The sequence below is a fragment of the Cobetia sp. 14N.309.X.WAT.E.A4 genome, from assembly GCF_030397495.1.
GTDB classification, from domain to species: Bacteria; Pseudomonadota; Gammaproteobacteria; order Pseudomonadales; family Halomonadaceae; genus Cobetia; species Cobetia marina.
The window spans coordinates 218,237-241,484 of the sequence record NZ_JAPNXT010000007.1; the positions used below are offsets into that span (position 1 = coordinate 218,237).

General features: G+C 62.4%; 14 protein-coding genes. 6 read left to right on the top strand and 8 right to left on the bottom strand.

Translation table 11 applies throughout. The features are described 5' to 3' along the window. Positions 1–41: 41 nt before the first annotated feature. From OW493_RS11680 to OW493_RS11695, 4 genes are all read left to right on the top strand, one after another. Positions 42–767 carry an amino acid ABC transporter permease gene (locus tag OW493_RS11680; RefSeq protein WP_084208742.1) on the top strand — a complete coding sequence of 242 codons (726 nt, stop codon included), beginning with the start codon at positions 42–44 and terminating at the stop codon, positions 765–767. Next, a complete protein-coding gene (locus OW493_RS11685; RefSeq protein WP_077376658.1) occupies positions 764–1,417 on the top strand; it encodes an amino acid ABC transporter permease in 654 nt (217 codons plus the stop codon). Before OW493_RS11680 ends, OW493_RS11685 begins: the two co-directional genes overlap by 4 nt. Further along, entirely contained in the window at positions 1,401–2,219 is an 819-nt protein-coding gene (locus tag OW493_RS11690) for an amino acid ABC transporter ATP-binding protein (protein ID WP_136937856.1), read from the top strand. The genes OW493_RS11685 and OW493_RS11690 overlap by 17 nt, the downstream gene beginning before the upstream one ends. Before the next feature lie 69 nt (positions 2,220–2,288). Continuing rightward, positions 2,289–3,566, top strand: a complete 1,278-nt coding sequence (locus OW493_RS11695) for an amidase family protein (RefSeq protein WP_289864268.1) — start codon at positions 2,289–2,291, stop codon at positions 3,564–3,566. Between the two features lie 114 nt (positions 3,567–3,680). Here the strand turns inward: OW493_RS11695 and puuE are convergent, their stop codons facing one another. From puuE to OW493_RS11710, 3 genes are all read right to left on the bottom strand, one after another. Next, on the bottom strand, positions 3,681–4,634 hold the full coding sequence (puuE, locus tag OW493_RS11700) for an allantoinase PuuE (RefSeq protein ID WP_218015177.1): 954 nt from the start codon (positions 4,632–4,634) through the stop codon (positions 3,681–3,683). Between the two features lie 120 nt (positions 4,635–4,754). Next, complete coding sequence (locus OW493_RS11705; protein WP_289864269.1) at positions 4,755–7,577, bottom strand: ATP-dependent DNA helicase; 2,823 nt, start codon at positions 7,575–7,577, stop codon at positions 4,755–4,757. Beyond that, positions 7,574–9,412 carry a VRR-NUC domain-containing protein gene (locus OW493_RS11710; RefSeq protein ID WP_289864270.1) on the bottom strand — a complete coding sequence of 613 codons (1,839 nt, stop codon included), beginning with the start codon at positions 9,410–9,412 and terminating at the stop codon, positions 7,574–7,576. Before OW493_RS11710 ends, OW493_RS11705 begins: the two co-directional genes overlap by 4 nt. A 291-nt stretch (positions 9,413–9,703) precedes the next feature. Here OW493_RS11710 and OW493_RS11715 point away from each other — a divergent pair, with 291 nt between their 5' ends. Then, positions 9,704–10,426, top strand: coding sequence for a DUF3581 family protein (locus OW493_RS11715; protein WP_077376644.1), 723 nt, complete (start codon positions 9,704–9,706; stop codon positions 10,424–10,426). Positions 10,427–10,615: 189 nt separating this feature from the next. On the opposite strand, the gene selD is transcribed toward OW493_RS11715, so the two are convergent. Next, a complete protein-coding gene (selD, locus tag OW493_RS11720; RefSeq protein WP_289864271.1) occupies positions 10,616–13,015 on the bottom strand; it encodes a selenide, water dikinase SelD in 2,400 nt (799 codons plus the stop codon). 70 nt (positions 13,016–13,085) lie between these two features. Between selD and OW493_RS11725 the strand changes: the two genes are divergently transcribed. Next, a complete protein-coding gene (locus tag OW493_RS11725) occupies positions 13,086–13,751 on the top strand; it encodes an ACP phosphodiesterase (protein WP_289864272.1) in 666 nt (221 codons plus the stop codon). A gap of 15 nt (positions 13,752–13,766) precedes the next feature. Here the strand turns inward: OW493_RS11725 and OW493_RS11730 are convergent, their stop codons facing one another. From OW493_RS11730 to OW493_RS11745, 4 genes are all read right to left on the bottom strand, one after another. Next, on the bottom strand, positions 13,767–14,954 hold the full coding sequence (locus tag OW493_RS11730; RefSeq protein ID WP_289864273.1) for an HlyD family efflux transporter periplasmic adaptor subunit: 1,188 nt from the start codon (positions 14,952–14,954) through the stop codon (positions 13,767–13,769). Next, positions 14,951–17,236 (bottom strand): type I secretion system permease/ATPase, encoded by a 2,286-nt coding sequence (locus tag OW493_RS11735; RefSeq protein ID WP_289864274.1) that lies wholly within the window; start codon positions 17,234–17,236, stop codon positions 14,951–14,953. Before OW493_RS11735 ends, OW493_RS11730 begins: the two co-directional genes overlap by 4 nt. Beyond that, positions 17,233–18,636 carry a TolC family protein gene (locus tag OW493_RS11740; protein ID WP_289864275.1) on the bottom strand — a complete coding sequence of 468 codons (1,404 nt, stop codon included), beginning with the start codon at positions 18,634–18,636 and terminating at the stop codon, positions 17,233–17,235. Before OW493_RS11740 ends, OW493_RS11735 begins: the two co-directional genes overlap by 4 nt. A 116-nt stretch (positions 18,637–18,752) precedes the next feature. Next, positions 18,753–23,228 (bottom strand): Ig-like domain-containing protein, encoded by a 4,476-nt coding sequence (locus OW493_RS11745; RefSeq protein ID WP_354670160.1) that lies wholly within the window; start codon positions 23,226–23,228, stop codon positions 18,753–18,755. Positions 23,229–23,248: the final 20 nt, after the last annotated feature.

Below are 23,248 nucleotides of genomic sequence, written 5' to 3' on the forward strand. Positions count from 1 at the left end.
CTGTCGCACGCCTGACTCCCTTTTCCCGTGAGGCTTGATCGATGAACTATCTCCCGGATTTCTCGCGCCTGCTGCCGTATCTGCCCGACCTGCTGGCCGGGCTGATGACGACGGTCTGGTTGACCATTCTGACCACCACGCTGGGGATACTCGGTGCGGTGATGTGTGTCTGGCAGCGCCATCGTGCGCCGAGCAGCGTCTTCAGCCGGCTGCTGGGCATGCTGGTGGAGCTGCTGCGCAACACGCCCTTCATCGTCCAGCTGTTCTTCATCTTCTTCGGCCTGCCGGCGCTGGGGCTGTCACTCAGCGCCGAGATGGCCGCGGTGATCGCGATGACACTCAACCTGGCGGCCTACAGCAGCGAGATTCTGCGTGCCGGTGTCGATGCCACCGGTCGCGGCCAGTGGGAGGCCGGGCGTGCGCTGGGTCTCACGCCCTGGCAGCGCTATCGCCATGTGGTGCTGATGCCGGCGCTGGAACGCATGTATCCGGCACTGACCAGCCAGTGCGTGATCGTGATGCTGGGCTCCGCCGTGGTCTCGCAGATCAGCGTGGCGGACCTGACCTTCGCGGCCAACTTCATCCAGTCACGTACCTTCCTGAGCTTTGAAAGCTACGTGGTGACGGCAGGCATGTACCTGCTGCTGGCCATCGCGATGCGCGCCTTGCTCAACCGCATCGGGCGTCGTCTGTTCGGCTTTCGCCACCTGACGCCAGCCCCGCGCCGCCGTCTGTCTTCCCATGTGCTGAGAGAGGCCCACTCATGATCGACTTCACGCTGTGGGACATCCTGCGCAACCTGCTGCTGGCGGCGCGCTGGACGCTGGCGCTGTCTCTGATCGCCTTCATCGGCGGTAGCCTGGTGGGGCTGGCGCTGACCTTTCTGCGCCTGACCCGCTGGCCGGGGGCGGCACTCTTCTGTCGCCTCTATACGGAGCTGTTCCAGGGCACGCCGCTGTTGATGCAGCTGTTCCTGGCCTTCTTCGGCGTGGCGGTCTTCGGGCTGGATGTCTCGGCCTGGACGGCGGCGGCGGTCGCGCTGACGCTGTTCAGCAGTGCCTTCCTGCACGACATCTGGCGTGGCTGTGTCGAGGCGGTGCCCAAGGGGCAGTGGGAAGGGGCGCGAGTGCTGGGGCTCGGTTATCTGAAGACCATGCGTCACATCATCCTGCCGCAGGCGCTGCGCATGGCCATCGCACCGACCGTCGGCTTCTCGGTGCAGATCATCAAGGGCACCGCGCTTGCCTCGGTGATCGGCTTCGTCGAACTGACCAAGGCCGGCACCATGCTCAACAACGCCACCCTGGAACCCTTCACCGTCTTTGCGCTGGTCGCGTTGCTGTATTTCGCCATGTGCTATCCGCTCTCGCGGCTGGCTCGCCACCTGGAGGCACGTCTCAATGTCACTGCTCGCTGAAGTTTCCCCGCTGGACACCGTCTCATCCGATTCCTCGGTCACCGAGAGTGCTGCCGTCTCCGAGAAGGCAAAGGCGCCGCTGGTCAGCCTGTCGGCGCTCACCAAGTCCTTCGGCGATCTGACGGTACTCAAGGGCATCGATCTTGAAGTGCGCCCGGGCGAGGTGGTCTCGATCATCGGTCGCAGCGGCTCCGGCAAGAGCACATTGCTGCGCTGTATCAACCAGCTGGAACAGCATGACGGCGGTAGCATCCACGTCGCCGGCAATCTGCTGGACGGTAGCGAGATGGACGCCGCCGCTCTGGCGCAGGATGTCGGCATGGTGTTCCAGAGCTTCAATCTGTTCCCCCACAAGCGCGTCGGCGAGAACGTGATGCTGGCGCCGATGCTGGTCAAGGGCGTCGCACGGGATGTCGCGGAGCGCGAGGCCCGCGAGATGCTGGCCAAGGTCGGGCTGGGGGAGAAATTCGATGCCTGGCCGAGCCAGCTCTCCGGTGGCCAGCAGCAGCGGGTGGCGATCGCGCGCGCCCTGGCGATGCATCCCAAGGTGTTGCTGTGTGATGAGATCACCTCGGCGCTGGACCCGGAGCTGGTCGGCGATGTGCTCAAGGTGCTGGAGCAGCTCAAGCGTGAGGGCATGACGTTGATTCTGGTGACCCATGAGATGAATTTCGCCCGCGATGTGGGTGACCGCGTAATCTTCATGCACCAGGGGCGTGTGCATGAATCAGGCGACCCCGCGACGCTGTTTGCCAATCCAGCCACGGAAGAGCTGCGCCAGTTCCTTGGCGCGGTGCTGTGATCACACCGCACCGCACCGCGCCACGCCACGAAGGCGAACCCCCTGATGAGTCGAAAGGAGTCGGTCCCGATGGACAAGCGTATCTATGTTGCCCCGGCGCGTTTCTCCGGGCCGAAGGGAGAGGGGTCTCTTGAGGGCAAGCGACTGGTGGTGAAGGATCTGTTCGCGATCAAGGGCGAGCGCACCGGACAGGGCAATCCTGACCTGCTGGCGAGCGCCCCCATCGAGCGGGAGACGGCGCCCAGCGTGTTGGCGCTTCAGAAGGCGGGGGCCGATTATCGGGCGCGCACCACGACCGATGAGCTGGCCTACAGCCTCAATGGCACCAATGCCCATTGTGGCACGCCGCAGAACCCGCGTGCGCCGCTGAGGTTGCCGGGAGGCTCAAGCGTAGGCTCTGCAGTAGCGGTGGCGCGCGGTGAGGCGGAGATCGGGCTGGGAACCGATACCGGTGGCTCCATTCGCGTGCCGTCCAGCTACTGTGGGCTCTACGGGCTGCGGCCGACCCATGGCCGCATTGACATGTCAGGCCTCAAGCCGCTGGCGCCGCGCTTCGATACCATTGGCTGGATGACGCGGGATCTCGCGACGCTGACGCAGGTCAGTGAGGTGTTGATGCCGCCAACGACAGCGACTCGTTTGCCGGCGAGACTCATCCTGCTGGTGCCGGAAGGGCTGGCGGCGGGGCCTTATCAGCGACTGCTGGGGCCGCTGACGCGTCGCCTTGAATCACTCGGTTTTCGCTGCGAGCGGCGAATGTTGAGCCAGGCCTTCATGGCGAGGGCCAGTGAGGCCTTTCGGATTCTGCAGGGCTGCGAGATTCGTCGTACGCACCAGGCATGGTTGAGTACGCCGGAGCAGGGCCCCGACTCTCGCTGGCCGCAGCTGAATCCGGATATCGCGGCGCGCCTCAAATGGTGCATGACCCTGAGTGATGCCGACGAGCAGGCAGCAGAAGCCAAGGCAGACACCGTCCGCCGCTGGTACCGCCAGCAGCTGGCAGCCAGTCATGAGGGCGGCGAGAGTGCCTGCGACGATGGCAGTGCGGCTGCCCATGCCCAGGCCGAGGCCACCAGCGAGGCGGTGTTCGTGCTGCCCACCACGCCGGGCGCTTCACCGCTGCTGGGCGCAAGCCTCGAGGAGATGGAGGCCTATCGTCACCGGCTGATGGGACTCACCGCACTGGCCGGCTTGAATGGCGCACCGCAATTGAGTCTGCCGTGGCTGACCGATGACGCAGCGCGCCTGCCGGAGGAGGCTGCACCACCGCCCTGGGGCGTCTCATTGCTGGGCCTGCCGGGTCGTGATGAGAGCCTGCTGGCATTGGCCTGCATGTTGGAAAACTGACCAGCATGCTGGAAGACTGACTGGCGCAGCCTTGAAGGTGCGATCGCTGACCTTCTCCTTGATTCAACCACAAACGCCGCAGCCCGAAAGGGCTGCGGCGTTCTTTTTGCGATGTCAGCTGGCGGGGGTATAGGGATGCTCACGCTGCCAGTGCTCGGCGATATCGATGCGACGGGTGATCCATACCCTGTCGTGGGACTGGACGTAATCGAGGAAGCGTTTCAGCGCCGCGAAGCGTCCCGGTCGTCCGGCGATCCGACAGTGCAACCCGATGGAGAGCATCTTGGGTGCCGTGTCGCCCTCGGCGTAGAGCACGTCGAAGGCGTCACGCAGGTACTGGAAGAAGTCCTCACCGTTGTTGAAGCCCTGGGCGCTGGCGAAGCGCATGTCATTGGTGTCCAGGGTGTAGGGGACGACGAGATGCGGCACCTGCTCGCCATTGGCGGTGGTCACCTCCATCCATAGCGGCAGGTCATCGCCGTAGTAATCGCTGTCGTAGGTGAAACCGCCGTGCTCCACCACCAGTCGGCGGGTGTTGGGGCTGTCGCGCCCGGTGTACCAGCCCTGTGGTGCGTGACCGACCAGCTCGCGATAGCTCTCCACCGCGCGTTCCAGATGGGCGCGCTCATGGGCTTCATCCATGTGCTGGTAATGAATCCAGCGCCAGCCGTGACTGGCGATCTCGTGGCCATCCTCCAGGAAACGCGCGACCAGGTCCGGATGCCGCGCCAGCGCCATGCCGACACCGAAGACCGTCAGCGGCAACTCCCGGCGCTTGAATTCATCAAGAATCCGCCACACGCCACTGCGCGAGCCATATTCGTAGATCGACTCCATGCTCATGTGCCGCGCGGGGTAGGCCTCGGCACCGATGATCTCGGAGAGAAACTTCTCGCTCTCGCTGTCACCGTGCAGCAGGCAATTCTCGCCGCCTTCCTCATAGTTGAGCACGAACTGCACGGCGATCCTGGCACCCCCCGGCCAGTTGGCATGGGGGGGATTGGCACCATAGCCGATCAGATCACGCGGATAGTCGTCGCCCCACAGGGCGTTGTCGTTGTCTGGCATCGTTCGGCTTCCTTGCGACCGGGGAGCGGAAAGGGGATGAGGCACTGTTCTATTGCCCATTGACGTGCAGGCTTTGTGCCATCTCGGGGCAAAGGCACGCCTGGCGTCATCCTGCTCGCGTCAGTCTGTCGGCGTCCACCAGCGCGGCAGCAGTCGTGCGACTTCCGGGCGCAGGAAGCGGTCATCGATCAGGTGGATCACGCCCTGATCCTGCTCGCTGCGAATCACGCGGCCTGCGGCCTGCACCACTCTGGTGAGCCCGGGGTACAGATAGGTGCAGTCGTCAGCCTTCAAGGGCTGGATGACAGGGGGCAGCGGACCTGCCTCATCGTCACGCTCCTCCTTGGCGCCGTCTGTCGAATGTCGTTCGACACGCCGCCTTGCATCGCTTTCCAGCCACTGCGCCAGACGCTGCTTGAGCGCTTCATTCTCCGGGCTGAAGCCGGCAAGCCCCAGGGTGGCGATGAAGGCCCCGATCAGACGCGACCCCGGGAGATCGATCCCTTCGCCGAAGGCACCGCCCAGCACCGCGAAACCGATGCCCTGGCCGTCGGGGGTGAAGCGCTGAATGAAGGTGGTGCGCTCCGCTTCCGTCATGGCACGGGTCTGGCGCCATTGGGGAATCTCCGGCGTCAGCTGTTGCAGGGTGCTGGCGACCTGCTCGAGATAGGCGAAGCTCGAGAAGAATGCCAGATAGTTGCCCGGGCGCTGTTGGTATTGGCGTGCCATCAGCTCGGCGATGGGCCGGCAGGAGGCCTCGCGGTCCCGCAGGCGGGTCGAGAGCCGATGGCGACTGACCTGTACCTGCGTCGCCCTGAACGGCGACTCGACACTCAACCAGACTGCATTGTCCGCCAGTCCCAGCAGGCGGTGATGATAGGCCGGCGGATTGAGCGTGGCCGAGAACAATAGGGTGGCGTGGCTGGCGCGCAGGCGGGGGGCCAGCCACGGCGCCGGGCTGACGCAGCGCAGTCGCGGCTGTATCTGGCGCACGCTTCGCCCTCGGGGCTTGCGAGGCCGGGCTGCTGCTTCTGCTTCTGCTTCTGCAGCCGATGCTGCGCCGGAGCGTGAGCTTGAATCGCTGGTGAGCGTTGCCTGACGCGGTGGTTTCGTGGCGGCGAGTTCGACTTCGAACAGCGAGTGATCGCCAAAGCCTTCCACGAGTCGCGTGAGCGTCAGCGCCGCGAAATAGGCCTCCATCATCTCGACGTCAGGCTCCAGGCGGCGGTTGGCCGCGGTGGATGTCGGACTGGAGTCTGATGGGGTGGTGCTTGAGGCCAGGGGAACGGCATCGCTCGCGATCAGGCCCAGCTGTTCGGGGGCTTGTGTGGCCGTGGCTCGCGCTGCCTGTTGTCTGGCCGCAGGAGGGGTTGCGGCCTTGTCAGGCTCCGCCAACCAGTCGCCCATCGCGCCCGTCCATTGCGTCAGCGCCTTGAGGAAGTCGCCGGGCAACGTCTCCAGCGCAAGACGTGCCTGTTGACTGCCGTCATCGGTGCTGCCGTTCCCGCTGCTTGGATTCCCTGAGCTGCCGTTTTCCGGCCCGAGCTGCTCCAGCGCTCGCCACTGCCGGGCCAGCGTGCGGGAGGCCGAGCGCAGCGGGACCGGATGGCCCGTGCGACTCAACTGCTTGAGCAGGAAGTGGAACTGTCGGGCATCGAGTTCGGTGCTGTACATGCCGCGGGCGCGTTCGATGAGGTTGTGGCTTTCATCGACGAGCACCACGGAGCGCCAGTCATTGGCCTGGGTCAGAGCGAACAGCAGCGCATGACTGTCGAAGTAGTGGTTGTGATCCCCGATGACCACATCCGCCCAGCGCGAGAGCTCCTGGGCGAGGAAATAGGGGCAGATCTCATGGGCCAGGGCGTGTCGGCGTGTCGTCGCCAGCGTCAGTGGCTGGTGGTCGGCAAGCGCGGCAGAGCGTGCCGCAGGCAGGCGATCATGGAAGCCGCGCGCCAGCGGGCAGGACTCACCATGACAGGCGAGGGTCGGGTGCTCACAGGTCTTGCTGCGCGCGCCGAGTTCCAGAATGCGCAGCGCTGCGGCAGGCGTGTCCGGTGATTCCGTGTGCTCGACTACCTCTGGCACCAGGGTGGTCAGCGCGTCCAGCGCCAAGGCCCGGCCCGGGGTGCGGGCGGTGAGGTAGAAGAGTCTGTCCGTGCCGTTTCTGGGCATCGCACGCAGCGCAGGATACAGCGTCGCCAGCGTCTTGCCGGTGCCGGTCGGCGCCTCGGCCAGCAGCTCGCGTCCGGTCATCACCGCCTTGTAGGCATGCTCGGCCAGCTGGCGTTGACCGGGGCGCCAGGCAGGCCAGGGGAAGGCAAGCGTGCCAAGGGCGCTGTCACGGGCGCGGCGATGCGCCAGTTCATTGGCGGCGAACTCGCTGAAGCGTGCGGCCAGACGTGCAAGCTCCGCTTCCAGCGCCTCGCGGCTCCACCAGGCTTCCAGGCGTTGTTCATCCTGTGAAGCCCCGATGGAGTCACCGCCGGATTCCGCTTCATCCTTGGCAGCGCTGGCTGGTGCGTCCGCGGCGATATCCAGATACACCAGCGCCAGCGTGATGCCCTCGAGATCGCGACTGCGGCACATCAGGGCACCGTAGACACGCGCCTGGGCCCAGTGCAGGGCGCGGTGATTCGCAGGCTGACGGGACAGGTCACCACGGTGGGTCTTGATCTCCTCGAGACAGTTGCGCCTGGGATCATAGCCATCGGCGCGGCCACGAATCTCGAGATTGCCGATGCAGCCGGAGAGCGATATCTCGCTTTCGTAGTCCTTGCCACGCCGACGCACGATGCGCTGATGGCCGCGAATGCCCTGTTGAGCGGTGGGCGAGGGCGTGAAGCGCAGGTCTAGATCGCCCTCGCGTGCGGCGAAGGCGCACAGCTCGCGTACCGCGATCCGATAGCGCTCGGGTGCGCTGCTTGAGGTGTCGGCGGTGATCATCGCGCAGTCGGTGCCTTGCGTGCCGTGGCCTCGTCCTCGGCGGACGCATCAGAGGCGTTTACGGTCTGCCATTCGACACGGCACTCCAGCGCCGGAATCGCATGGCGGGCGAACAGGGCCAGCCACTGACGCTGGTTGTCCTGCAGGCGGTCGGTGGGTGCCTTGACCTCGATCATCCGGTAACGCTCGCGGGTGTTCTCGGGGAAGAACTGGATCAGGTCCGGCAGGCCAGCGCGATGCTCGCGGGGATTGGCCAGCAGGTGTCGGAAGCAGGCCTCCAGATGTGCCGGAGGAATGCAGTCCAGTGCGTGGGACAGCAGCTCCTCGCTCAACAGCGGCCAATGCACGAAGGGCGCTTGAATACCCTGTTTCTGCTGATGACGCTCACGAATCGTCTCTCGGTAGCGGCCATCGGACAGGCGCGCGAAGCAGTCCTCGAAAGCGGCCTGGCGACGGTTGACGAAGTCAGGGCGGTAGAGGTCCGCCGGACCGGTATGAAAGGCGTGGAAGAAGGCTCCCGGCAAGGGCGCGAACAGCACGTCCCAGCACAACAGGGTGAAGAGCGCGGGGAGCAGACCATTCTCGACATAGAAGACCGGTGCCTCGGGCGTGGCCAGTGCATGGGCGGCCGCGCGCTCGACCCCATGGATGCCGGCGGCGGCCGAGGTGGCAAGGTCCGGCACCGTAAGGGTGATCTGCGGCGTGGCCGGCGCCTTGGCGCGTCTGGGCGCGGGCAAGCCAAGGCCACGGCACAGGCGAGGCAGGGCGCGCTCTAGTGCCAGCTGTTCGTCCAGCGTGATGTCAGCACGCGCCAGGCGCTCGCAGGCAAGCGCGTGGGCTGCGCTGATATCGCCGGAAAGCTCCAGTGCTCTCACTCGGCGCGGCATGGCACGCGGGGCATACGCAGAATCCTCGAGGCAGGCGTACTGCAGTGCGGCTGCGTGATGCCAGCCCTGACGTTCGGCATCGCGCGCCAGCGAGAAACGCAGCCGGTCACGTCGCTGTGCCAGCCAGGCATTGGCGCGATTCGCCTCTGTCGCGTCGGCTTCTGACGATGTCGGCTCGTCCAGGGCCGAGATGATGCGCTGCCAATGCGGCTCCAGTTCAGCATGCGCCGTCTCACGATTCAGACGCTCCCTGGCCGCCTGCCAGTCCTCACGCAGCTGCTCCAGGGCCAGATAACGATCCACCTCCCAGCGCTGGGTGAAGGCGCGCGAGTCTGGCGAAAGCGCGACCGCCTCGCAGCGCAGCAGGCCCAATTCACTGAGCACGAAGTCCGACAGAGTCTGGCGCAGGTTGCCGAAGAACATCAGGCTCAGGCGTCGCGACAGCTCACCCAGGCGCACACTCAGCGTGTTGGCGGCGGGGTCATTCAGCCACTCGGGCAGTGACCGTGGCGTGGTATCTACCAGCAGCTCGCTGAGGGCATCCGGCATCCGGCGTTTGGGCGTGCTTCTTGGCAGCCCAGGGAAGGCGTCCTTCAAGCGCGGCAGTGTCACCAGTGACAGCATTTCCTCCAGGCTCAGGTCAGCGTTCAGGCGGCACAGCCCATCAGGCGTGGCACTGTCGGTGATCGGTGTGATCAGAGGCTGGCTTGCGGCCTCGATAGCGCCGATTTCGGCATAATGCAGCTGCGTGACCTCGAAATGATCGCCCTTGCGCATCAGCAGGCGGACCAGCAGGGCCCGTGAAGGCTCCGGCAGGCGCGTGATGGCGTCCACCGTGGCACGCTCCGTCTCTGTCAGCAGATCGGCGTGGCACTGGCAGACCCAATCGAGCAGGGTATCGAAGTTGGCCAGGTAGTAGCGCGGATTGTCGAGGGGAGCGGCTTGCATGGCGACCTGTCGAAGTGGCGGGCAGTGCAGCGGTTTGCCCGAAAGTATGGGGTTATATACAGTATATGGCCATCTGTCGGGCTGCAAACTCTTGCAAAGCCTGTCACGAGTCACCATCTGCCTGTCAGCAAGTGGTAAAATCCCGTGATCGACGTGTCATGGCAGCCTCATGGCACGTCTGCTGGACAGGCGTGAAAGCGTGTCACCCTTGATTCCTCCCCTCGGAGGTATTTCCGCGATGGTTCAGGACGGGCCATCGATCATCATTCAAGCAGGGCAGGAAGGCAGTCCATGTTTCTTGATCAGTTTCACCGGGTCGAAGATGGCCGCGTGCGGATCACCGCCGAGCAGGCCAGTCGCTTCGCCAAGCAGATGGCGGGGGATTACAACCCCATTCATGACCCGGATGCGCGACGCTTCTGTGTGCCCGGCGACCTGCTGTTCTCCCTGTTGCTGGCGAAATTCGGCCTTTCACAGTGCATGACCATCCGTTTCTGCGGCATGGTCGGCAATGATGTGCCCTTGATCTTCGAAGCGCTGGAGGAACCCGACGAGAATGGCGTGTCCCTGCTGGTGCGCGATGAAGCCGGCAAGGTCTATCTGACGGTCGAGCGCAGCGGTGATACCACGCATGACGAGGAAGTGGTCGCCAATTTCACTCGCCAGTATATCGCCTTCTCCGGGCGCAACTTCCCGCACTTCCTGCAGCCGCTGATGCTGGAGAAGGGGGTGATGTTCAATCCGGCACGCCCGCTGGTGATCTATGACAGCATGGGCTTCTGTTTCGAACGGCTCGATATCGCCGATCTGCATCTCGACTTCGTGCGCTCCTCGCTTGAGGTCAACGGCAAGCGTGGTGATACCCTGCTCGAATTCGGCATCCATGATGGCGAGCAGTGCATCGGCAGTGGCTCCAAGAAGCTGGTCGTCAGTGGGCTGCGGGATTACTGTGCCGAGACGATGGATGCCTTCGTTGAGTCCTTCGAGGCGCTCAAGCGCGAAGCGGAAGCCTGAGCCGGCCGAACCGAGATGGCCGAACTGAGCCAGTCGAAGGTGAGATGGCCGAAGTGAGCTAGCCCTCGGACTTGCGTGCTGCAGAGATCAAGACGCCCGCCAGAGAGATCTGGCGGGCGTCTTGTCGTGGGGGCAAACGACCGGCGGCAAGGGGGCGGCTGACGTCGTCAGTGAGTTGTCTCGCCGCGTTCAGCGCTTGATGCTGATCGGCGCCAGCGCATCACCCTGTGACAGGATGCGCCCGATGATGGCGCTGGCGTGATAGCCGGCGGCCTTGAGCGCGGCCAGGCAGGACTCGGCCTCACCGGCCGGCACACTGGCCAGCAGGCCGCCGGCGGTCTGTGGATCGAACAGCAGCGGATAGCGCGGATGATCGATGACGCCGGCCTGATCCTTCAGGGCACGCTTGAGACGCAGGTTGGCCGGTTGCAGTGAGCTGACCACCCCGCGGGCGACGCAGTCCTCGGCGCCGTCCAGTATCGGCAGGGTGTTGATCTCGAGTTCGGCATCCACGCCGCTGGCGCGGGTCATCTCCACCAGATGGCCGAGCAGGCCGAAGCCGGTGACATCGGTGGAGGCGCTTGACTGATGGGCGCGCAGGATATTTGCCGCCTGCTGACTGGATTGCTGCATGCTCTCCAGTGCGGCATCGATCCAGCGGCCGCGCGCTTCCAGGCGCGCATTGGCTGCCAGCAGCGTGCCGGTGCCGATGGCCTTGGTGAGGATCAGCACCTCGCCTGGCTGCATGCCGCCCTTGCAGGTGACCCCGGCCAGATTCTCCTCCACCAGGCCATTGAGGGCGAAGCCCAGCGCCAGTTCCTGCCCCTCGCCGGTATGTCCGCCGACCAGTGTACAGCCTGCCTCGTTGAGCACCTCGGTGGCGCCTTGCATCAGCTCGCGCACCAGCGGTTCGACCTTGCGCTCGATCCCCTGCGGCACCGTGGCGACGGCGGTGGCGGTGTGGGGCGTCGCGCCCATGGCGTAGAGGTCGCCCAGGGCGTGATTGGCGGCGATGCGCCCGAACAGGTAAGGGTCATCGATGAAGGCGCGGAAGAAGTCGACGCTGTGTGCCAGTGCCTGACCCTCGGGCACTCGCACGATGGCGGCATCATCCGGGGCATGCAGCCCGACCAGCACGTCCGCGTTCTCGCGCGGGGCAAGGCTCTGCAGCGCTCGGGAGAGCACGCTGGCACCGACCTTGGCGCCACAGCCGCCGCAGCGCATCGCCAATGCGGACAGGGCCTGATGCGCCTCCTGCTCATCCAGCTCGGCGGTCAGGCGCGGGTGGAGCCTGCCATCGCCGCCCTTGAGCGCCTGCCAGGCAGCGCTGATGCGCTGTTGCAATCCTGTCAGGCCGCCGGTGTCCGCAGCGTCCTGCATGCTGGGCAGTTCAGTGAAGCGTGCCATGAACTGGCGGTCGATATGATCCTTCCAGCGCCACAGCCACGGACGCAGCCACGGCGACACCAGCCCAAGATTGCCGCGTGAGGCAATGGCATCACGATCCCCGGTGCTGATCAGGGCCAGCCAGCGGGACTGTGGAATATAGGGATGTAGTGACTCTCCGCGCACGGCGCGGCGCAGGTTGTCAGCCAGCGGCCGTGACTGGCGCACGGCGAAGACGCCGGCCTTTTCACGCGGATGATTGACCTGATGCGCGATATCGCCCGCGGCGAAGATGGCATCATCCTCGAGCGTCTGCAGGGTATCGCGCACCTTGAGAAAGCCATCCTCATCCAGGCTCAGTCCTGTCTTCTCCAGCCAGCGTGCCCCTCCGGCGCGTGTCACCCAGATGGCCTCGTCGGCCGGATGGCGACTGCCGCTGGCACTGATCAGCTGGCGCTGGGACGACGCCCTGGAAGCGTCGACAGCGGTGATCTCCTCACCGAAATGCACCCGGATACCGCGTTCATGCAAGGTGGTGGCGAGTGCAGCGCTGACCTCAGGAGAATGCGTCGGCAACAGGCGCTGTCCGCGGGTGATCAGCGTCAGGTTCGGCGCGAGCGCAGCGGGCAACTCGGCGGCGAGGCGCTGCTGGATGGCCAGCAGCAGCTCGACCCCGCCGGCACCGCCGCCGACCAGCACGATGTCGAGAGGCCGCTCGGCGCTTCTGGCGCGCTCAAGCAGTCTCAGCCAGCGCTGCTGGAAGGTGCTGATCGGTTTGACCGCCACCACGGGGGCATCAGCCGCTTCGGGATCACCGATACCGTCGATGTGGGACAGGCGAGGCGTGGAGCCGATATTGATCGACAGCAGGTCATAGTCCACCGCCGGGCGCTCGGCGCAGATCACGCGGCGCTGGCCGCGGTCGATATCGATCACCTGATCTCGATAGAAGCGTGCGCCGGCGAACTGACACAGCCGACGCAGGTCGATATGCACATCATCAAAGGTGTAATGCCCCGCCACGTAACCGGGTAGCATGCCGGAGTAGGGCGTGTCGGTGTCGCGACAGATGACGGTGAGGCGTACGCCAGGCTCAGGCTGCATGGCGAAACGCATCAACACGCCAACATGGCTATGTCCCCCGCCGATCAGGACGATATCGCGCACGATGGGCGCCTTGGCAGGCATGGACGCAGATGGCATCAGAGGTCTCGATAGTCAGAAGAGGACGGGGATATTGAATAATGGGTAATGATATCAGGAGTCTAGCAACTTGAACTTTCTCGGTCATGCGCACCTGAGTCTGGCGGGCAGCGATAACTTCCTGTTTGGAAACCTGATTGCCGACGGCGTGCGCGGCAGTGACCTGAGCGGCTGGTCGCCTGAGATAGAAGCCGGCATCCGTTTCCATCGCCGCTGTGATGCGGTGATCGATGCCCATCCCGAGACTCGCTGGCTGTTGACTCAGGTACCGCCCGCGTCACGTCGTGTGGCCGGCATCGCCTTCGACATGATGTGGGATCACCTGCTGGCTGGTGAGATGCACGATGACGATATCGAGCGCCTCTATCGCCTGTTGGCGCGTGAGGAGGTGCCGTCACGCCTGTCGAGCCTCATCGAGTGGATTCAGGTGCGCGATGCGCTCAGGCGCTATCAGGAGCTGGAGTTCACGCTCTCGACCATTGCCAGCATCGGCGAGCGCATGACGGCCAGACGCCGGTTACGCCAGACAAGTGATCCTCGCCAGCAAAGTGATTCACGAAGGCAAAGTGATACGCGAAGCGGAAGGCGTACGCACAAGATGGGGGATCTGGAAGCTGGCGCCAATCCGCTGGCGGACATGACGCCGTGGCTGGCGGATAACCGCGCGATGCTTGAGGACAGCTTCGCGCGGTTGTGGCCGGACATGCTGGCATTGCGCCAGACGCCCGTTATCTGATGATCAGGCTTGCGCTCATCGCAGCTCCAGACGCGTGAAGGGCCTCAGGAGATACGAGAGCACGCTGCGCTCGCCGGTCTCGATATCCACCGTGGCGACCATGCCCGGCTTGATCGGCAGCGTCTCGCCATTGTGCTCAAGCGCCGCGGTCTCGCTGCTGACCAGCACGCGATAGTAGCTTTCCTCACCCCGCGGCGTTTCCTCTTCCAGGGTGTCAGAGCTGATGCGCTCCACCTTGCCCTCCAGCGTGCCGTAGACCGCATAGTCGTAGGCGCTGATGCGAATCGTGGCCGGCATGCCCGGGGCGATGAAGGCGACATCCTGCGGGCGGATGCGCGTCTCGAACACCAGGGTGTCCTCCAGCGGGGTGATCTGCATGATCTCCTCGCCGGGCGGGATGACGCCGCCACGCGTGGTGATGGCGATGTTGTTGACCACGCCACGCACCGGCGAGAGCAGCCGGGTACGATCCAGCTGATCACGCCGCTGCACGGTAGTCTCTTCCAGTGTCGCCAGTTCGGACTTCTTGTCGGCAAGCTCGGCGTAGGCATCCTGCAGATAGGTATTGCGGATCTCGGCCTGACGGCCCTTGAGTTCGGCGATCTCGCGATCCAGCTTGAGCATCTCCATCTCGCCCACGGCACGTCGCTTGACCAGCGGGCGGATCACCGCGAGCTGACGCTGGGCCGCAGTGATCTCCTTGCTGACCGCATTCAAGGCGCTGTCACGCTTCTTGCGCCGCGCCGTGAACAGCTCACGCTCGGTGGCCGTCAGCGCCTCGTTGTCACGCACCTCCTCCGGAAACTCGATGCTGGCCTTGTCCAGTACCTCGGCTTCCAGACGTCCGATGGTCGCCCTCAGCGCCTGGGCCTGGCTCAGCGACTCCATGTAGGCCGAGCGGAAGCGGGTTTCATCGATGGCGGCCAGCAGCTGACCGGCCTCGACGATTTCCCCCTCCCGAACCATGATCTCGTCGAGAATGCCGCCCTCCAGGCTCTGGATGGTCTGCTGGCGTGAGGAGGGAACTACCTTGGCTTCACCGCGGGCCACTTCATTGACTTCGGCCCAGCTGGACCATGCCACGAAGAGCGCTACCACCAGCAGGCTGGCCCACAGCAGCGGACGTGACCAGTGGCTTTCCAGTCTCTGGTCCGGGGCGCCCAGCTCACGTTTGATGAGTTCGGGGTCAAAACGCTGGCTCATGAGGCCTCCTGGCGCTGGCGAGATGAGGAGGTGGCCGGTGTCTTGCCGGCGGATTGTCTGGCCATGATCTGATCCAGCGGGCCGTCCATGACGCGCTTGCCATGGCGCAGTACCAGCGCGCGCTCGACCCAGCTGAGCAGCGACTTGCGGTGAGTGGCAAGCACCAGGGTGCGGCCGGCAAGCCACGGGCCAAGTGTCTTGATGACGTGCTGCTCGGTGGCCTGATCCAGCGAGGCCGTGGGTTCATCCAGCAGCACCACGACCGGGTCCTGCAGGATCAGGCGGGCAAGACCGAGGCTCTGACGTTGGCCGCCGGACAGGCTGTGGCGATCATGCAGCATCATGTCCAGCCCCAGCGGATGACGACGCACGAAGTCGCCCAGGCCGGTCATCTCGAGGACCTCCAGCAGACGCATGTCGCTGACATCCCGTCCGTCGATGCACAGATTGTCGCGCAGGGTGCCGCTGAACAGACTGATGTCCTGTGGCAGGTAGCCGATGGCGCGCTGGCGGTCGGCAGGGTCGATCTGACTCAGGGCGAGGTGATCGAGGGTCAGTTCACCGCTGGTAGGCGTGAAATAGCCGGCCAGTAGTCGCAGCAGGGTGCTCTTGCCGGCGCCATTGCCCCCCAGCAGCGCGATGTGTTCACCGGGCGCGATGCTCAGGCGATCCAGTGCCAGAGCCTCCGGCGCTTCCTCGTCATAGCGCCAATGCAGATTCTCGGCATGATAGTGACCGTGGGCCTGGGCGAGCCGCGCGAAGCGGCGATCACCGGGTCGCTCGATATCGGTCTCCATCAGCGCATCCAGGCCTTCCTTGGCCACCTTGACGTGCTGCCAGCGACTCAGCAGCGCGCTGATCTGCAGGGTCGGGCCGATGGCGCGCGACGACAGGATCGAGCAGGCGATCAGGGCGCCGACGCTCAACTCGCCGGCCATGATCAGATAGACACCGGCAATGATGACGCCGACGTAGGCCAGCTGCTGCATGCCGGTGCCCCAGCTGGTCAGCCAGGCGACGGCATGGCGGAAGGTGACGCCACGGTGGGTCTGCTCGGAGGTCAGGCGCTGCCATTGGCGACTGGCATGGCCTTCGGCGCGACAGGCCTTGAGGTTCTCGAGGTTGTCGAGGGTCTCGAGCAATACGCCATTCTTGACCGCGGATTCGCGCATGCCCTCACGGGACAGGCGTGACAGCCAGGGTTGCGCCAGCAGCACGGGAATCAGCATCAACACGATGGCGGCCACCGGTACCCAGACCACCGGGCCGCCCAGCAGGGCGATCAGGCCCAGGAACAGCAGGGCGAAGGGCAGATCACCACAGGCCCCGAGGGTCGAGGCGGTGAAGAACTCGCGGATGGCATCGAAGTCTCGAATCTGGCTGGTCATCGCGCCGGTGGAGCGCGGCTTCGAGGCCAGGCGCATCTGCACGGCGTGGCGGAAGATGTGATCGTTGAGCTCGAGATCGATCTTCTTGCCTGAGTTCTCGATCAATTGTGCCCGCAGTGCGCGCAACAGCGCTTCCAGCGCGATGGCGAGAATCACGCCGATACCCAGCGCCCACAGCGTATCGACGGCACCGGTCGGCACCACACGGTCATAGACCTGCATCGCGAACAGGGCCGTGGCCACGGCCAGCAGTGCAGCAAGCGACGAGGACAGTGCGACTTCGGCGAAGACTCGCCAATGGGACTTGAGGCGTGATGTCAGCCAATGACCCTGGCGGGTCTGGCTGTAACCTTCTGCGCGATCCAGCGAGATCTCACCATGTGCGAACAGCGCGATGCCGGCGTATGCGGCGTTCAGCTCGGCCTGTGGCTGCCAGTACTCTCCCCCGGACAGCGGGTCGAGCAACTGATAGGCGGGGCCGCTGGGGGCTGCTTCCGTATCATCGTCTGTCGGGGTGTCGCTCGTGTCGGCACTCGACTCGGTGCTCGACTCGCCGCTCGATTCGATGCTCGACGTTTCAGGCCACTGATGCGACGACTCATGGGCCAGCAGTACGCGGCTGCTGCCGTCTTCCAGCAACACGACGCAGGGCATCAGGCTGGCAGGAATCTCGTCGAGGGGAGCCTGACTCAGACGTGCGGCAATGCCCTGGCGTGACAGGGCCTGCTCCAGATCCTGTGGCGCGAGCTGCCCCTTGGTCAGTGGCATGCCATGGCGCAGGCGTTCGAGGTCGATGCCGTGGCCCTGCAGGCGCAGCAACTGGCGAACGCTCTCCAGCAGCGGGTCGGGTCGGGAGGCCACCGGGGTATCGGCAGCAGACTGTACGGAGCTCATTGGCTGACTCCCTGGCTGACAGGCTGATGGGAATGGGACAGCTGAGCACTCGTCATCTCGGTTGTCGCGGCAGTGGTGGATGGCGCGCGAAGGGGTGAGGTGACCAGTGGCAGGGCGCCCAGTTGGGTCGCGAGTTCATATTGATCGGTGAGCAGCTGGGTGTTGAGCTCGATCATCTGACGACGCGCCGCGAAGATCTCGCTTTCGATGGTCAGCAGATCCTCGATATTGCGTGAGCCGGTGATGAACTGGTCCCGATAGCTGCTGCGCAGGCGCTCTCCGCTGCGTGCCTGCTGATCCAGTGCCTTGATGCGTGCCTCGACCGCTGGCTGACTGGCAGACAGTCGCTGGATCTGGCGGCGCAGCTCACGGGCCGTGGAGGCGGTCTCGAACTGGGCGGCGGTCAGGCGTGCGCGATCCGCTTCGGGCTGACGGAGGGGTGTCAGGCCCTGAAAGACCGGTGCCTCGATGCGCAGGCCGATACTGGAGTCGCTGACCATGTCGTCGTTCGACTCATAACGTGAGCTTGTCGCCTCCAGTCGCAATTCCGGCCAGCGCTCGGCCTCGCTCAGGCTCAAGGCGTGGCGCGCGGCATTCTGCTGGCTGACATGACTGCGATAGGCTGGCGCGTTGGTGATGGCGGCATCGGTAGTGGCAGGGTCGCGGGCCAGGTCCGCCACGATCGGCAGTGGCTTCGGGGCGCTCAAGGTCACGCCCTGGAAGGGGCGTCCACTGAGAATCTCGAGTTCCTGTCGGGCGGTATCAGCATCGCCCTGAAGGCGTGCCAGCCATTCACGCGCACTGGCAAGGTCGACGGCGGCTCGGTCCAGCTCGACCCGGTCACCATAGCCCGAGAAGGTGCGATCATTGGCCAGCGTCTCGAGGCTTTCGAGCTTCTCGATGTAATCACGTACGCGGCGCATCATGGCGCGGTTGGCCCCGAGATCGATATAGGCGGTGATCGTCTCCTGGGCGATCTCCATGCGGGTCTGATCCAGGGTGTCACGCTCGACATCCCGCTCGGCCTTGCGTTGTTCGATCTCGGCTTCCACCTGACCCCAGTCATAGAGCATCTGGCTCAGCGTGATGCGATACCCGCCTTCCGTGAAATTGTCCTCGGTGCCGACGCTGCTTTCCAGACGTGGCCAGTAGCCATCCTCGGCAATCTCGATATCCGTCCCTGCGGCCCGGACATTGGCCTGGGCGGCATCGATGCGAGGATCATGCCTGAGCACATCGCTCAAAACTTCGGCGAGATCACGTGTCGTCTGAGCACTGGCCGGTAGCGAACTCGCCAGACCGGCTGAGACGACACAGACGGCGATGGAAAGCTTCTTCATTCGTATGCGCAGAGTTGTTGCCTGTCCGATGGCGGACGGACAACGAAATAGGGTGGGCATCATGTCACTCCTTGGCCCCAGGGTGATCCCTGAAGTTGCGTCATCCTGACGCTTTATTCGTGTTCAGTGCGTACTTGTTCATCGGGAAGGCGCCCCCTGAGAGGCGCATCCCGGGACTAGCCGTTATTGGTATTCACGGTAACGTCCTGGTCGATATAGAGCGTTGCGTCACCCAGTTGATAAGTATCATAGGTGGTGCCGTTGAACTCGGCAGTGGCGCCTGTTGTGGTCGCCCCATCAGCTTCCACGCTGTCGCCCTCATCGCCATCGATATACAGCTCGTTATCGTCATCCGTGAGGTTCAATACCGTAACTTCGTCCAGCGTCAGCGTGGTCGCCAAATCGCTGCTGGCGGAAATATCCAACACTTCGATATTGACGGCAGTGTTCACGGAAGCATCCGCATCCAGCAGCGCAGTCAGATCAATGCTCTCCCCGGTATTGTCGAAGCTCAAGGTATCAATGCCTGCGCCGCCGTCGACCTCGAAGGTGAGGGTGGATGTCACGAGGGTGTCATCGCCATCACCGCCATCGAAGATATTGCTGCCAGCGCCGCCTAAGAGGTAATCATCGCCTAGATTCCCGATCAGAGTGTCATCGCCATCACCTCCCTGGAGAACATCACTTGCGCTACCGCCGGTCAAAACATCATTTCCCGCAAAGCCGTAGAGATAGACACTGGTAGCGCTGTCGCTTTCATCAAAAATATCGGCTTCTGCGCCTCCAACAAGAATGGAGGAAGCATCAAGCCCGCTGAATACCGAGCTGCTGTCTAGAAGGTCAACGTCAACCAGTGACGACAGTGTACCCGTCGTTTCTGCGTCATAAACATCTGTGGCAGTAATGCTCAAAGCATCAAAGAGCTCCACATCTACGAGATTGATACCTCCTTGATCCAGTGTGATCGTCGCGAGAAGTTGATTTAGCGCTTCGTTGTCAATATCACCGCCATCAGCTGCAGTGATAGTGACCTGAGCATTCGCAGCGACGGTGCCAAGTACACCCTCAAACTCGGCACCTGTGTCTTGAACACTGAGCCCTAGAGCGATAGCCAAATCGTCATTCCAGGTGAAATCTGGAGCAGTAATGAGTGAGTCCACGTCAATTGTGACTAGCGCACTATAATCAATTACCACGGATCGCAGGTTGTTGTCATAATCTGCAACAAAGACATTGCTATCGTAAAGATCAATAAGGCCTAATGCTTCCAGTCCCACTAGTCCGAGAAGTTCATCATCATCTGCAGTCACGGTAGGAGCGACATTACTTACCGAGTCCAGGCTCTCCTCGCCAATGAAGGTGATATCTCCAGTTTTCGTATCACCATCACCATCCACGACCGTGACGCTGACATCCGTTTCATTGACCTCCGTGCCCACCAACAACTGTTCACCGCTGATGAGGGAGTCGATGACCTCACTGCTCGTCAAGGTGCCACCGTCGGTCAGATCGAGTCCATCGATATTGATGACCTGGTTGGCGGATGTGGCAGGGGAAGCCGTCAATCCACCCTCTGTGTTGATATAGAGGACGGTCGTACCAGTTGCCGAGACATATTCGGCACTGATATAGCTGGCAAGATTGTTGGTGGTGCTATCGACGTAATAGGCTCCATTGAGCATGTCGCGCAGATCAAGAATGTCTCCTGATCCGACGCCACCATTATTGAAGTTGAGCACGGTGTCTGTTGCCGCAGCAGCGACAGTACCCTCATCACCGGACTCCCAACGAAGGACGTCGACTCCGTCACCACCATTCAGGGTGTCGTTTTCCGCGCCGCCGATCAGCAGGTCAGTCGCACCACCTCCGTTCAGTTCGTCATTGCCGCTGCCGCCGCGCAAGATGTCATTACCATTACCACCAGTTAGCAGATCATTTCCAGCGTAACCGTATAGCCCTTCTCCATCGGAATTTGCATTTAGTGAATTAGATGTATCATCACCTTCCTTTACTGCTGGCTGATAATCTGTGCTCAACACATTAAGATTGATTAGAGTGGCATCTGCATCGGGAGTAGATGTCGCATTCAGTGCATCAGTGGCAGTTATTACTGTGCTGCTTGTTATATTGAGCAGTAGAGTATCAAGATCAAGTAGGTTTAAAGCAGTATTGAGTGCAGTACCCAGGCCTGTAGGTGACTCAAGTGTTAACTCAACCGTACTCAATATTTCGTTGACTTTGAGGTTTGATATAGAACCTTCAGATACTGATATATCTAAGACGACTTCACCAGCAGTGTTTGTGTTCTGCTCAACATTCAATCCTAGTTCAGTAGCTAATTGTTCGCTCCAGGACCAGGATACAGCGCCAACCAATGCTGATACTAAGCCCCCTAAAAGAGTGACATTTTGTACAAGGCTAACTAAGCCATTCGTGCTGATGGTTACAGAAGTCAGGTTTTCATCAACATCATAGGCATTGAATAATTGATCATTATTGAGATCGATAACATCCAATGCATTGAGACCGACAATACCTAATACGTCACTGGTCTCATTGGCTAATACTACAGGCCGCGTATTGGCCTCCTCTGTTGCGCTGAACTGGCCCTGATGGCTGTAGCTATAGTCCCCTGAGTCGATATTCAGGCTGAAGGATTCACCGGACAGCGTTTCGGCCGCCAGAATACCATCGACGATGCTGACAGTATCGCCAGCCTCCAGACCAATCTCGGTTGAGGTGCCGGTCACATCCGCGTAGGTGCCATCATCAGAGACAGTGAATGTCAGGCCCTTGAACGTGAAGGACTGCACCTGCCCATTTGCCGCATCAGCTCCAAACCCGAAGTCACCCTCACCATCGAAGATGGAGCCGGTGTAATCCGTATTCGAGCTCAGAGTCTCCACGACGGTACTTGCCGCAATCGTCGGTACATCATCAGCGATATCGATATTCAAGGTACTGCTGGTGCTCGACGCGCCGTCGGTCAGAGTGACAAGCACATCCACCGTGGATGACTCGGCATTCACCTGATCAATGTTGCCGAGCAGTTCTGCGCTGTAGACAACTTCCGAGCCATCCTCGGTGACGGAAACGACCATGACGGCCGTCGCTGCAGCGTTATCGACATCACTTGCCAATGTGAGTGTGCGCCCTTCATCAGTAATGACCCATTCAAGTGCCTGGCCGTTGCTGGTAAGCGACTCGGTGGAGCTGAGTGAGAGTGTTGCCTCACCGCTGGTATCAGCGAATGCCGGAGTGCTGGCGACGGCAGTCGCTGAGACGACTAGCGCTTCCTCTATTGTGAGACGGTTGGTATTTCCCAGAACGAGGAAGTCATCGCTCAGCTTGGTGGCCGTATCCGTGATGGCTGTCTCGTTTTCATTACCTGCATCGTCAGTCACGGTCATCGTGACAGTCAGCAGCCCCTCTGAAAGTCCGGAGAGATCGACACCAGACACAGTCACTTCACCTGTTGCTGAGACAGTGATGTTCTCGGTAGGGACGGTGACGGAGCCATTGTCGGCATCGGTGATCACGATCGAGAGATTGCTGCTGGTCAAGCCAGCTTCGACAGTGCCTTCGAATGTCACATCTGTCGCTTCTGCAGCATTGATGCCCCCATCAACATCCGTGAAGTTGATGACACTCCCTGTCGGAGCAGTCGTATCGATGACGATGTCTTGACTCTCGATGGTGCCATCGTTGCCTGCAGTGTCCTGAACCTTGAACTGCACGGTGGAAGATGCAGTGAGAGTTCCATCGGTATAACTCACCGCTGTACCGCTGACACTATCGGTAACGTCGGTCCAGGTACTACCACCATCGTTGCTGTAGAGAAGTGCCTCACCAGTGATGAGCGCAGTACTCAGTGTCGCCGTAATGGTGAGACCATCGGCATCATTGGTGATGAAATCATCAGCTTCGAGGCCAGTGTCATTGCTGATGGAGTCGATGGTGACAGTCGTTGCAGGGGCAGTGATATCTATGGTCACTGTTCCCAGATTGACTTCATTGCTGACATTGCCTGCGGCGTCAGTAATGACAGCTGAGGCGTTGTAGCTACTGCCATCGGTCAACGTGTCAGCTGGGATGGTCACAGCCACAGTGCCTGCGTCGATATCCGTTTCATCCAGCTCCACATCAGCAGTAATCACATTGTCCGCATCATCTACATCAACCAAGGTGACAGTGGCCGTATCCCCTGCGACGGTATCCGCACTGAGCGCGACTTCAGCTTGCAGACCATCTGTCAGCTCATCGATATTCACACCATCGAGGGCTTCGGTGATAGCCAGAGTGGGGGCAGACGGCGCGGTGGTATCGACCGTGATGGCGATGGCGTTGGACAGCACGCTGTCATTGCCGGCGGCATCGGTGGCAATGGCGGTGAAGGCGTAATCGCCCTCGTCCAATGCGGTGATCGGCGTGATGCTCCAGTTGCCGTCGGAATCTGCCGTGTCGGTACCCAGCACGGTTTCCCCGTTGTAGAGCGTGACCGTGCTGTCGGCTTCCGCGGTACCGGAGACGGTCGGCGTAGTGTCATCGGTGCTGTCACCATCGACCAGGGCGGCGGTCAGATCGCCAACGTTGTCACTGATGGTAGTGATGACCGGCGCGGTCGGCGCAGTGATGTCGATGGCGACATCAATGCTGTTCGAGGCATCAGAGC